This window comes from Pedobacter sp. FW305-3-2-15-E-R2A2 (assembly GCF_038446955.1).
GTDB lineage: Bacteria > Bacteroidota > Bacteroidia > Sphingobacteriales > Sphingobacteriaceae > Pedobacter.
The window spans coordinates 2,617,012-2,629,216 of the sequence record NZ_CP151803.1; the positions used below are offsets into that span (position 1 = coordinate 2,617,012).

General features: G+C 45.1%; 11 protein-coding genes. 1 reads left to right on the forward strand and 10 read right to left on the reverse strand.

Going from position 1 to position 12,205, the window contains the following annotated elements; translation table 11 throughout:
* Window positions 1-17 precede the first annotated feature (17 nt).
* The 10 genes from AAFF35_RS10955 to AAFF35_RS11000 all read right to left on the reverse strand — a co-directional run bounded on the left by AAFF35_RS10955 (window position 18) and on the right by AAFF35_RS11000 (window position 11,189).
* Window positions 18-620, reverse strand: coding sequence for a sugar transferase (locus tag AAFF35_RS10955; RefSeq protein ID WP_342332509.1), 603 nt, complete (start codon window positions 618-620; stop codon window positions 18-20).
* An 11-nt stretch (window positions 621-631) separates the two neighbouring features.
* A complete protein-coding gene (locus AAFF35_RS10960; protein ID WP_342332510.1) occupies window positions 632-1,870 on the reverse strand; it encodes a DegT/DnrJ/EryC1/StrS family aminotransferase in 1,239 nt (412 codons plus the stop codon).
* A gap of 20 nt (window positions 1,871-1,890) precedes the next feature.
* Entirely contained in the window at window positions 1,891-3,003 is a 1,113-nt protein-coding gene (locus tag AAFF35_RS10965) for a glycosyltransferase family 4 protein (protein WP_342332511.1), read from the reverse strand.
* Window positions 2,997-3,854, reverse strand: a complete 858-nt coding sequence (locus tag AAFF35_RS10970) for a glycosyltransferase (protein ID WP_342332512.1) — start codon at window positions 3,852-3,854, stop codon at window positions 2,997-2,999. The genes AAFF35_RS10965 and AAFF35_RS10970 overlap by 7 nt, the downstream gene beginning before the upstream one ends.
* Window positions 3,855-3,865: 11 nt before the next feature.
* Window positions 3,866-5,029 carry a DegT/DnrJ/EryC1/StrS family aminotransferase gene (locus AAFF35_RS10975; protein ID WP_342332513.1) on the reverse strand — a complete coding sequence of 388 codons (1,164 nt, stop codon included), beginning with the start codon at window positions 5,027-5,029 and terminating at the stop codon, window positions 3,866-3,868.
* Window positions 5,026-6,468 carry a lipopolysaccharide biosynthesis protein gene (locus AAFF35_RS10980; protein WP_342332514.1) on the reverse strand — a complete coding sequence of 481 codons (1,443 nt, stop codon included), beginning with the start codon at window positions 6,466-6,468 and terminating at the stop codon, window positions 5,026-5,028. Before AAFF35_RS10980 ends, AAFF35_RS10975 begins: the two co-directional genes overlap by 4 nt.
* A complete protein-coding gene (locus tag AAFF35_RS10985) occupies window positions 6,459-7,445 on the reverse strand; it encodes an acyltransferase (protein WP_342332515.1) in 987 nt (328 codons plus the stop codon). Before AAFF35_RS10985 ends, AAFF35_RS10980 begins: the two co-directional genes overlap by 10 nt.
* Before the next feature lie 11 nt (window positions 7,446-7,456).
* Complete coding sequence (locus AAFF35_RS10990; protein WP_342332517.1) at window positions 7,457-7,996, reverse strand: UpxY family transcription antiterminator; 540 nt, start codon at window positions 7,994-7,996, stop codon at window positions 7,457-7,459.
* A gap of 92 nt (window positions 7,997-8,088) precedes the next feature.
* Complete coding sequence (locus AAFF35_RS10995) at window positions 8,089-10,398, reverse strand: polysaccharide biosynthesis tyrosine autokinase (RefSeq protein ID WP_342332518.1); 2,310 nt, start codon at window positions 10,396-10,398, stop codon at window positions 8,089-8,091.
* 32 nt (window positions 10,399-10,430) lie between these two features.
* Window positions 10,431-11,189 carry a polysaccharide biosynthesis/export family protein gene (locus tag AAFF35_RS11000; RefSeq protein WP_342332519.1) on the reverse strand — a complete coding sequence of 253 codons (759 nt, stop codon included), beginning with the start codon at window positions 11,187-11,189 and terminating at the stop codon, window positions 10,431-10,433.
* A 491-nt stretch (window positions 11,190-11,680) separates the two neighbouring features.
* Between AAFF35_RS11000 and AAFF35_RS11005 the strand changes: the two genes are divergently transcribed.
* Window positions 11,681-12,079, forward strand: a complete 399-nt coding sequence (locus AAFF35_RS11005; RefSeq protein ID WP_342332520.1) for a hypothetical protein — start codon at window positions 11,681-11,683, stop codon at window positions 12,077-12,079.
* Window positions 12,080-12,205: the final 126 nt, after the last annotated feature.

Here is a 12,205-nt window from a genome sequence, read left to right on the forward strand (position 1 = left end):
TGGAGGGGATGGAAGATTTAATGGTGTTTCAGGACAATGCATTTCAAGGTCATGAAGATGATGTGCAGGTCGGTCCAGAGGCTTTTATGGTCAATGTATTTCAGTCCTTGCTGTAGTTTCTTCGGAATAATATCCGTCCGGTAAAAATGCTCAGGATCACTGGCCCTGGCGAGGAGCTCACTTTCATCAATGTATTCAATGGAGGCCCAGTCTGTAATTCCCGGCCTTACGCTGAGGACCCTTTGCTGTACAGGGTTGTACAGGGCTACGTACTTGCTCACTTCCGGCCTGGGGCCAACGAAGCTCATCTCGCCCCTGAGAATGTTCAGCAGCTGCGGAAGTTCATCTAGCTTATATTTCCTCAGCCAGTATCCGGCCCTGGTAATGCGGCAGTCATGGTCGCCAACAGTAAGCAGGCCTTGCCGGTCGGCACCACCATACATCGTTCTGAACTTGATGAGCTTAAAGCAAACCTTTTTCCTTCCCACACGGGTTTGACGGTAAAAAATACTGCCTTTGGAATCGAGTTTTACCCAAATGGAGATGAGGATAAACAGGGGGCTCAGCAGGAGCAGGGCCGCTAAGGAAAGCAGCAGGTCGAAAATTCGTTTAGGGTCCATGATACATCGGTTTAAGCGGTTGTTTTCAAAGGAGAAATGCTGAGCTGAAGCTGTACGGTATTGATCACAGATTCGATGATGTAATCGACTTCTTCAATGCTCAGCTGCGGATAGATGGGCAGGGAGATCTCGCAGGCATATTGTTTATAGCTGTTGGGATAGTCTTCAATCTTATATCCGGTATGTTTAAAATAGGTCAGCATGGGCATGGGAATGAAATGAACATTGACCACGATTCCGAGTGCAACAAGCTGGTCAATAATCTGATCCCGCTGTTCTTCAGAAATACCTTTTATCCTGAGCGGGAAAATATGGTAGGAAGATTCCCTGGAATGGTCTTTTAAAGTAGGGGCGGTAAACCAGCTGTAGGCATTGAAATGGTGACAATACTTCAGTGCAATGTGCTTCCTGGAAGGCAGGAGCAGGTCTTTGTATTGCCTGATCTGCGCAAGACCTATAGCGGCACATATGTCGGGCATATTGATTTTTAAACCCTGGTAAAGGATGTCGTATTTCCAGTTGGCGCCCCTGGATTTCGCGTAGGCATCTTTGTTTTGTCCGTTCAGGGCAAAGACTTTTAAAAAGCCGTATTCTGCCTCGTGGTTAAACTGTTCGGGCAGGTTCAGGCAAATACAGCCGCCTTCAGCGGTGGTGATGTTCTTTACGGCATGGAAGGAGTAGATGGTGATGTCGCTGGCCAATGCGGCGGATTTACCGCCATAACATGCGCCTATGGAATGGGCGGCATCTGCGATGAGTAAAATCCTTCCTAAAGCACGTTGTTTTTCTGTAGCAGGAATAAATTGTTCCATAACCTCCGCTTCTTTGAGAAGGGCATTGATGGCCTGGTAATCGCAGGGTAAGCCGGCAATATCTACGGTAATGATGGCTTTTGTTTTCTGGTTGATGGCTTTCCTGATCTCGACCGGGTCAATGGTCAGGTCGTCGGAAATGTCTACCATCACTGGTGTTGCACCGCAATGTAAAACGCATAAGGCAGTGGCACAATACGAATAGGCGGGTATAATGACTTCATCACCTTCTTTAATGCCAAACCATTTTAGCATCATGATGGCCCCTGAAGTCCATGAGTTTACACATACAGTGGCTTTAGACCCGGTCAGTTCCATCATTTCTGCTTCCAGAGCTTTCACTTTGGGACCTGAGGTAATCCATCTTGATTCCAGGGTGTCCAGCACTTCATCAATTACATTTTGGTCAATAAACGGAGGTGAGAATGAGATGTTCATAGCTTTATAGGTTTAGATTTTTAAGAAACCCTGCGGATCAGTTCGAGCCATTTGGCTGAGGTGTTGGCGAGGGAGTTGGTTTCGTTAATTCGTTTGGCATTGAGGGCGATCTTGGCGCGCAGAATCGGGTCGTCGAGGACCATTTTTATAGCAGAGGCCATTTGATAGATATTGCCTGTTCTGATCAGGAGGCCGTTTTTTCCGCTTTCCAGAATGTCTGAAGGACCGTATTCGCAATCGGTGGCGATACAGGCGGTACCCATGCTCATGGCCTCCAGCAGGGCATTGGGATAACCTTCATTCCTGGAAGAGAGGATGAACAGCTCAGCCTGACGGTAATAATCCTGCATGTTTTCCCGGAAGCCAATGAGTTTTACCCGCTGACTTAACCCGAGCGAGCTGATTTGTTCTTCCAACATCGCCCTTTGTTCCCCTTCACCGGAAATCAGCAGGTGGACACTTTTTTCTTCCACTCTTCTGAAAGCCGCAATGAGCAGGTCAAATCCTTTTTGCGGACTCAACCTGCCGGCGGCAAGGATAAACCTGCCCGGATAGACAGGTTCCTTGGTCGGGATGGGAAATTCGTTTATCGGGTTGTTGATCACCTCGAAATTGTCAAGCTTCTTAAAGGGACTGATCTTCCTGAACCCCTCAATCATACCCTTTGAAGGAAGCACAACCGCCTTTGCCCGTTTGTAAACAGCGAAAGAAAGCCATTTCAATACCGGGTTAAATTGGTTCAGGGTATAGTCCGGCGTAATGCGCTCGGAAACGAGATAGGGTATTTTTAAAGACAGGCAGGTCAGTCCGATCCAGATATTTGCTGAGGTCATAAAGGCGATGGCGCATTTGGGTCTTTCCTTTTTTAAAAAGGCCCGGAGCCGGAAAAAACTGAGCAGCGCATACCAGATCCGAAAGAAAAGACCGGTTCTTCTTGGCGTGTTGACCAGCGGGATGACCTTGATGCCTTCCGATAAAAAATAGGCTGGCTTTGAGGCATTCAGGCAAACGATGCTCACCTGAAATCCTGCCGCATCATAGTAATTGGCGAGGTTGGAAATGACCCTTTCCGCACCACCGCCATGAAGGGAGCTAATGGCGAAAAGTAGTTTTTCAGGAGATTCGGTTACCATAACGCGGTAATGGTTTTGATGGCTTTGTTAAACTTGAAATAGCGGAGGTCAAAAAGAAAATATTGACGCAGGTAGATTTTCAGCAATGCTCTTTTTTGAAGGGAAGAGCATTTGAAATTCCGGATCATGAGGTTGAAATCGCTGACCATTCTCGATTTCCTGATTTTAGGATCGATCATGCTCCAGATCCCCCCGGTATGGAGGCGGTAACAAGCCATGACCTGCGGGATGACGTAAATTTTCTTCCCGGTACTGATCGCGTGTAATTTGAACAGGGTGTCGGAACCGTAAGTCTGGTAATACCATTTCTTCAATCCGATTTCCCGCACTTCCTTGCTGTTTCGAACCATCAGGGAGCAGATTCTCGTTTCGTCCCTTTTGCCGAGTAACAGGTCTTCGTAGCTGAATTCCATGCTCACCGGAGTCGGGTGCATATAGACCGTCTGGTCGTAATCATTGATCACCCGGGTATAGTGACAACAGATGATGTATTCCGGATGACTTTCCAAAAAGTCTACCTGCTTTTGCAGCTTGAAGGCATCGGTCCAGAAATCATCCCCGTCACACATGGCGATGTATTTTCCACGGGCCATATTCATGGTTCGCAACTGGTTTTTTATAGAGCCAACATTCCCATCGGAAGTCACCATATGGATGATGTCCGGATGCTTGCGCTGGTAATATTCCAGGATGTTCCTGGTATTGTCGGTAGAATGGTCTTCGCCAATAATGATTTCAAACTTGAAATTGCAATCCTGCATTAAAAAGCTGTCTATGGTTTGGGCAATGTATTTTTCATGATTATAGGTGATGCAGCAAATGCTGACCATAATTTCTGATTGAGGTTCCATTTCGGTTCGGATTAAAAAGTATGACCATTGATTTGTTGAAGGTTGTTGTCGGATGGGTTAGTCTTGATTTCCTTTCTCTTTAGCAGGACCGGCTCCTGGTAGTTCTGCACCCTCATGATCAACCTGCAGATGAGGTCGAGGTCTGCGGTGGTCAGGGTATGGTAGAGCGGCAGACAAAGAATCCGTTTCACAACATCATCACAGACCGGCATCGGGGTCTGATTTACATAAGGCAGACTGGAGAGAGAAGGGTAGAAATACCTCCGGCAATAGATATTGGCGCCTTCCAGCTTTTTCATGCATTGCTGCATGAGTATTTCACTATCGAAAAGAATAGGGAAATAGGCGAAATTATAGTCCATATCTGCATTGAGCTTAGGGAATTTTCCTTTGATGTTTTTTAATCTTTTGTAATAATGGTAGGAGAGTTTTCTCCTGGTTTCCAGAATCTCTTCAATGTGCTTCAGGTTGCAAAGCCCCATTGCTGCGCGGAATTCGCAGTTTTTAGCATTGATGCCTGGTCCGGAGAAGGTTTCAGGGCCATTATGACCGAAATTCCGCATGCCGGCCATGATTTTTAGCAGTTTAGCATTTTTGGTGAATACGGCACCGCCCTCAATGGTATGAAAGAGCTTGGTGGCATGAAAACTGACAGTACTGATGTCGCCATAGGCAAATACAGATTTGTTTTTATAGGTCGTTCCAAAACAATGGGCGGCATCATAGATCACTTTCAGCTGATGCTTGTCGGCAATGGCTTGTATGGCATCGATATCGCATGGGTTTCCATAGACATGTGTGGCGAGGATGGCCGTTGTTTCGGGGGTAATAGCGGCTTCAATTTTAGCAGGATCGATATTGAAAGTTTCCGGATCGATGTCTACATATACAGGCGTACAACCTTCCCAGACGATACTGCTCGTAGTGGCGACATACGAGAAGGGAGTAGTGATGACTTCACCCTGAATGCCAAGTGCTTTGATGGCAAGTTGAATGGCAATCGTGCCATTGGATACATATAACAAGTGTTTGATGCCCAGATATTCCTGAAGTTTCAGCTCCAGTTCGTTCAGGAGGGGCCCATTGTTGGTCAGCCACTGGCGTTCCCAGATGCTATCTATATAGCGTTTAAAATCTTCTGCCTTTGGAAGAAATGGTTTGGTTACCGGAATCATTTTTTAGCGATTAATTGTTTGAAATCTGTTATTGCAGTCAGCCGGAAGAGGTTGCTCATAAAGAGGTAGGTAAGGGCGTAAAAAAAACCGCTTACAAGCATCCTTGACCAATCCTTCAGGTGTAAGGATCCGGCGAGGTAAGCATCCAGGAAATAGCAGCACAATCCAGTGATGGCGGCCATTCCGAGGATGGGCAACAGGTCTGCTACCTGTTCCATGGTCGGATAATTGATGAGTTTGCCGCTGTAATGGGAATTGATATAATACCCTAAAAAGTTAAACAGCAGCTGGAAGTATAATAAGCCGTAAATCCCAAAGCGGATGACACTGAGGATCCCGATGAGGCTGATGGTTTTCTTGATGATTTCCAGCTTCAGCAGGAGGTCACTTCTTCCTTTTACTTTCAGAATGTTCAGGTTGTAGGCATGCAAGGGGTACATGATCCCGGCGATACAAAGAATCTGAAAGTAAGGAACCGCAGGAAGCCATTTCTCGGTGAGCAAAAAGCGAAACAAAGGTTCGGCAATGATGCTCAGGAAAATCAGAGCCGGGGCATTCCAGAAAATCACTTGCTGCATGATTTTTCTATAGACGGTCTTCAGCTGGCCATTGTGTTCTGCGATCTCGGAAAACATGGGATAAGTCACCTTATTGATGGCATAAGAGATGTTGGAGATCGGCAGCTGGCTGATGGCCTCCGCCCTGGAGTAATAGCCCAATGCGGTAACGGAATAAAACTTTCCGATAATCAGCACATAAATGTTCTGATGGATGCTGTCAATGATGCTGGAAAGGGCCACTTTATAGCCGAAACCAAAATGATACTTTAACTTCTCCCGGTCAATGCGCCATGATGGCCGCCAGGGAGAAGTGATCCAATGCATCATCGTAGAGCAGATGGCGGTAAAAAGGTTCATCCAGACCAGGCTCCATACGCCATATCCCATCTTTGCCAGGATCAGCCCCAGAAGCCCCCCTGCAATGGCCGAAGGAATCTGGATATTGGTTTGCTTCCTGAAGTTCATCTCCTTGGTCAGAATGGTGTTCTGAACCGCGAAAAAGGCGTTTAATATAATGATCAGTCCATAAACCCTCAGCACTGCACGGAGTACTTCCTGCCGGTAAAACTGCGCCACCAGGGGCGCCAGCAAGAACAGGAGGAAATAGATGAGGATACTTCCGCAGAGGTTTACAAAAAATACCGTCGAATAGTCTTTCTGATCTGCCTCCCTGCTCCTGATGAGGGAAGAGGTTAAACCGCTGTCCATCAGTACATGGCCTACTGATATAAAGACAGACAGCATGGCAATCAGTCCGAATTCTGCAGGTGCCAGGATTCTGGCCAGCAGGATGGTGATGACAAAGCCCACAATCTTAATGCTGAACTGTTGTCCCAGCGACCAGAATACACCGGAAATGGTCTTTCTCTTTAATTCCATAAAGACGTTTTTTTTCCAACGTTGCTGAGGTAGGCAATCACCGGTTTTTCAAACCAGGTGGTGATCAGGTAGGCGGTCAGGATCATGATAAAAATGGGCCAGAGCAACAGCAGGTACTCATTCGTAATTCCTTCCCGGATGAGCCATAATTGTATGGTATGACCGATATGCTGGTGAATCAGGTACAGCGCATAAGAGATCTCTCCGATAAAGACCAGTGGACGGAAGCGGAGGAAACCAGCCTGCCGGTACACAAAGAGGTAAAACAGGGCACAAAGCAGCGCGGTAACGATAAAATCAATGCGCTGTGGCGAAAACAAGCTCAGCAGGGCACAAATGACGATTTGAAAGTGCCAGAACCAGCTTTTGTCGCCCTTCCAGATCTTATAAAAGCTGATCCCCATCAGGAATAAACTGCCGTAATACAGTTCAGGATGGTGTTTATTCCAGAGGCAAACTCCAAAGTAGAAAAGCAGGAAAACAAAGCCAACATGTTTTATTTTCGGAATCAGCCGAAGCAGGAGCAACAACAGCATAAAGCCGTAAAAACACAATTCAATCAGTAAAGACCAATAGACGCCATCAATTGCCCGGGTTCCGAATAAGGCAGGAACCATACTGATGTTGATGAGCAACTCTTCTGTTGTCCGCTTCAACAGCGCGGGACCAAAGTATTTCATGAGGAAAAACGTAAGGAGCATGCAGAACCAGAAAGTGGGATAGAGCCGGATAAAGCGTTTGTAGATGAATTCTCCGGGATGTTTCACTTTTTCTATCGTCATGAAGATGACAAAACCACTGATGATAAAGAACAGATCTACGCCATAACGGCCATATTCAAATTCCCAGACGCTTGTAGTGAGGTTGCTGTCGAACTTCTGCCCAAAGCGGGTGGTATAATGATACAGCACTACAGCGAGCGCGGCAATACCTCTCAATCCGTCTAATTCTGTGATTCTTAGCCTAAGGTGTTTCATCGGAATTCAGGTTAATGGCGGATAAATCTGTTTGCAGCAAGAGGAGCGGAGGCGTTACCGCTTAAGATCACATCGCTGACCGGGATATTGCTCAGCAGTGCGCAATCCAGGTGATCAAAGACCATGATGACGTTTTTCCCCTGAACCTTGATGACGGTTCCTTCCTGATTGTAAAAAAGACCGTTTTTTACCCGAATCCTGTCGCCGGTACTGATTTCCCGTAAACTGACCACTTCTGCATCGCTGCAGTGTCGGGTATAATGCTTGATCTTTTCGATCACCTGGTCACGGATCACGGCAGGCTTCGCCATATAGTAGACGAAGTTGAGCACTCCCAAGGTCTGTCGGACTTTATATTCTTCGCGTTCATCAATGCGGACAAACACATAGGAGCTGAAAAGGGGAAGCTCGACGGCCTTTTTCCGGTCTGTCCATTGACTGATCACTTTTTTAACCGGACAGTAGGATTCAATTCCCTGCATTTGCAAAAGACGGTCTACTTTTTTCTCCCATCTCGGACGGGTATAAATCACTAACCATTGTTGTTTCATAATGAAGGCGTTTTGTTGAGAAAAGGGTACAGCTTCGCTACCTCAGTCACATGAGTGGGTTTTGTTGGGCTGGAAGGGGTAACGTTTGGGTATTAGTTGTTTAGTTGTAATCCGTAGCCGTAACCGTATCCGGCGTAGCCATAATTGCGTTTGTTCTCGTTTTTTGTATCGTTAAGCACCACCATAGGGTTGTTTAACTTTTTATGATCATAGATATCCCTCAGGATATTCAGCTGAAGTTTGTCTGTATAATTGTACCTGACGAGGTAAATACTGGCATCGGTATAAGGGGCGAGACTAAAGGCATCTGCGACGAGTCCGACGGGGGCAGTATCGATGATGACATAGTCAAATTTTGCCTTCAGGGCCTCGATCATCTTGCCTATCCTGGGATGCATCATGGTCTCTGCAGGATTTTCAGGTATTTCACCACAATCGATCACGGAAAGGTTAGGGGAGAGTTCAGACTGCTGAATAATGTCCTCTATTTCCAGGTCTTTCTGCTCGAGGTAGTCGGTGATCCCAATGCCTTTTTTCATTTTCATTTTTTCAAGGAGGTCGGGCTTCCGTAAATCAAATTCCAGAATCACCACCCGCTTGTTGACGGAGGCGAGGGTCATGCCGAGGTTCAGGCTGAAAAAGGTTTTTCCCTCTGATTTCATGCAGGAGGTGACAAGTAATACTTGATTGGGCATGCCTGAGTTCATAAAATGAAGGTTGCTCCGGATGTATCTGAACAATTCCGACATAGTAGAACGGCTGTTGCTTTCCATCACTTTGTTCTCATTTTTATCGAGATGGCTGAGCACACCGAGGAGCCTGACGCCGGTTAACAGTTCAATGTCTTTAGGATCTTTTACCTTATTATTGAGGAGCTGTTTCCCATAAATGGTGCCTGCCGGGACGAGACATCCAAAAATAATGGCAAAGAGGTAGATCAATTGCTTTTTGGGTGATACCGGAATGGAATGGTAGGCCGGTTTATCAATGACCTGTGAGGTGGGCACCGTTCCGGAAAGAGAAAGTGTGGTTTCTTCTCTTTTTTGAAGGAGGTACCGGTATAGGCTCATCTTTACCGCTTGTTCACGACTTCTTTCCAGTAAACCCCTTTCCACTGCTGGTGCAGAATGGATTTTACTATTGAATTGGGAGGCCATGGCGCGCAGGTTGTTCCGTTCGATCAAAATACCTTGTTTGATGTTGTGCAGGTTTTCCTCGATATTGGATTTCAGGGTAATGAGCTGATCAGTCAGGTTCAGGACCAAAGGATTATTGGCATTCGAGGTGCGCAGCATTCTGTTCCGTTCCTGTTGCAGGGCGTTGAATTTGCTGGTCAGTTCGTTTAAGGTAATGTTATTGATGTTGAGGGAACTGGGCACCATTTGAAATTGATTGTTGTTTTGTCCGAGGTATCTTTCCAGAGATTCGATCACGCGGAGCTGCACCTCGGCAGTCGACAGCATTTGACGGTATTCTCCGGATTTAACCATATTGATCTGCGCATCGGCACCCACATCGGTCACCATGTTGTCCTGTTTGTAGCTTTCTACATCCTGTTCTACATTCGATAAATCCCTGCTCAGGTAGGCCAGCCGTTTGTCAATAAAGTTGATGGTGTTGACGGCAATGATGTTTTTCTTGGTCACATTCTCATCGTTATAGGTTTTGATCAGGGTGCTGAGAATGTCGATTCCACGCTGAGGAACGGGGTCCTCAAGGCTCACCACCACGGTGTTGGCGTCTTTTATGATGGGAAGTACGCTGAGCCTGGTTTGGCTGTAGGCTTCCGTCATGGTGTACATGTTGTTGAATTTAATGCGGACAGAACTGTTTTGCCTGCGGGGCGCAGGTCCTTTCTGAACAAGAAATGCATATCCTGGTTTCCTGATTTCTTCTCCATAATCATACACCCAATGCTCGTCTTTGTCGCTGAGCATAAAGGAGTTTTGGTTGATCGGCTGCAGGGTTAATGACTTGGTGTAGGCCAGTGGACTGAGTGCAATGACGGTTACCTTGAAGGGCAATGTATTTGCGTAGAGCTCTTTGTCTTTTAAACCTTCTTTCCGAAAGTAGGAGGTTTCTAAAGAGAGGCTTTTGATTACTTTGTAAATCAGTTCCCTGGAACGCAGGACTTCCATTTCATTGTCTACTTTTTTGTCGGTATGGAACATGTTCAGGTCGCTAAAAGCGGTTCCTTTGAGTTCCCCATCGCCTTTTTTATCGTCCTGCATTAATAAGGTACTGCTGATTTTATATTTGGGGGTAACGGTACTCAGGTAAAAGAAGGCTGCGGCCATACTGATTACAATAGCGATCAGAAAAGCATACCAGTATTTCAGGTATTTCATTACCGATTCCTTCATGTCTTCCGACAGGCCCGTCATTCTATGGTTGGTGGTCATGGTGATTATTTTTACGTTGTTGGAGATCTGGTTTACCTGATGAGCGCGGTAACGAGGACAGCGACTGCAGAGATGCAGGCGGTGACAATTGGCAGTGCGCGGTTATTCGGACTGAATTCTTTTTCTTTCGATTTGTCCGGTTCCACATAAATGACATCATTCTGTTTCAAATGAAAATATGGCGATTGGAAGACTTCCTGTTTGTTGAGGTTTAACCGAACCATATTGCGTTCTCCGTTGATTTCACGGATCACGAGTACGTTTTCGCGCTTGCCATAGACGGTCATATCGCCGGCCATTCCCAAAGCTTCGAGCAAATTGATCTGTTCGCCGGGAACAGTAAAGGAAGCAGGTTTGTTGACTTCCCCAATCACCGTGATCTTGAAATTAAGGAGTTGTACATCTACAACGGGAGATTTGACGAACTTGTTCAGCTCCTGGGTGATCAGCTTTTGAGCTTCCTCAATGCGTAAGCCTTCTACTTTCAGATTTCCTACTACAGGGAGCGTCACCATGCCACTATTGTTTACTTTGAAGCCTGATCTTTTATTGCTGCCATCGGCCTCTGCTGCTCCGGTACTGCTGGCAAATAATATATTGGATTCTGTGTTTAAGCTGTTCACAGAGATGCTCAACAAATCATTCTTCTGAATCTTGAGTTCTGATTCATACGTCCGGATTTGACTTTTGGAAAGTTCAGACAGGTTGCTGAAATAAACCAGGTTTCTTTGTGGTGTGCATGCGCATAATGCCAATGCGAATAGGACCAGTGAGCGTTGTAGTTTTTTCATGATGATACGGCGGTTATTCTTTAATAAATAATATCCTTTCTATAAGGTGAATTAAAGTTATGTATTTATAAATCAGAAGAATCTGATGTCATCATGTTGCCGCTAAACTGTTAAATATGGTCAGGGGATTTTACAGAATTCAAGGGCAGCTGTGCAAGCGATTTACAGCGATTTACAGGAGGATTTACAGAAAGAAGATTTTATACAGGGGAGGTAATGTTCTGTTTTTTCAGTTTTTTCTGTCGGAAAATTTGTCGTTCCGCTTTTTATGAACTGAACCTGTAAAGTTGTGATTAGAAGTGGTTGGGAAAACGCAGTACTGAGGCGCGTATCATTTAAATTGAAAATATTTTTATGGAATGGATGTCATGTCATTTATTTAAACAGTAATTTGATCTTTTGAATAAAAATTTGTTTATAGGAAATTTGTTTAACTCCTGATTGCTATTTAGCTTAGTGTGGTATTTATTTTTTTATAAACCTAACAGCTTATGAATCCGATCACATTAAGTCAGGAAAGACGTTTATTGATTGATGCTTTGAAGGAACAGGCTTATTCTAATAGCATCCGGTTTATTTCGACTCAAAAAGAGCAAAATTATGGCGATTTACATGTGGAATACCTAAGCCTGATCGAATTGTTTGAAGAATTGAGTGATGTCGGTGCTTTTCTGAATTTCTATGAAAATATAGAAAGTGCATTTTTATTGTTGTTAAGAGATAAGCCACGTGATTCGGAACAGACTTTCAAGTCATTCCTGCAATTAACGACCCTTTTCAGGGTCATCGAGGCGAATAAACCACTTATCCATACAAAGATCGCAGAATTTCGGCAATTGATTCAGGATATGGATGCTATCGAAGCGGAAGGCTTGGTTTATAAAGCTTAAAACATTATCATCCTATAAATTTTAGGAACCGGGTAAAACTTCTGCATTGATCTTAATTTGTAATATGAGCTCAAAATTTTTATATTAGGATTACACTAAAAACTGATCCTTTTTCTAAACTTTTGA

Coding starts and splice junctions, on each gene's coding strand:
- AAFF35_RS10955 (WP_342332509.1), bottom strand. CDS start 620: ATGGACCCTAAACGAATTTTCGACCTGCTGCTTTCCTTAGCGGCCCTG.
- AAFF35_RS10960 (WP_342332510.1), bottom strand. CDS start 1,870: ATGAACATCTCATTCTCACCTCCGTTTATTGACCAAAATGTAATTGAT.
- AAFF35_RS10965 (WP_342332511.1), bottom strand. CDS start 3,003: ATGGTAACCGAATCTCCTGAAAAACTACTTTTCGCCATTAGCTCCCTT.
- AAFF35_RS10970 (WP_342332512.1), bottom strand. CDS start 3,854: ATGGAACCTCAATCAGAAATTATGGTCAGCATTTGCTGCATCACCTAT.
- AAFF35_RS10975 (WP_342332513.1), bottom strand. CDS start 5,029: ATGATTCCGGTAACCAAACCATTTCTTCCAAAGGCAGAAGATTTTAAA.
- AAFF35_RS10980 (WP_342332514.1), bottom strand. CDS start 6,468: ATGGAATTAAAGAGAAAGACCATTTCCGGTGTATTCTGGTCGCTGGGA.
- AAFF35_RS10985 (WP_342332515.1), bottom strand. CDS start 7,445: ATGAAACACCTTAGGCTAAGAATCACAGAATTAGACGGATTGAGAGGT.
- AAFF35_RS10990 (WP_342332517.1), bottom strand. CDS start 7,996: ATGAAACAACAATGGTTAGTGATTTATACCCGTCCGAGATGGGAGAAA.
- AAFF35_RS10995 (WP_342332518.1), bottom strand. CDS start 10,398: ATGACCACCAACCATAGAATGACGGGCCTGTCGGAAGACATGAAGGAA.
- AAFF35_RS11000 (WP_342332519.1), bottom strand. CDS start 11,189: ATGAAAAAACTACAACGCTCACTGGTCCTATTCGCATTGGCATTATGC.
- AAFF35_RS11005 (WP_342332520.1), top strand. CDS start 11,681: ATGAATCCGATCACATTAAGTCAGGAAAGACGTTTATTGATTGATGCT.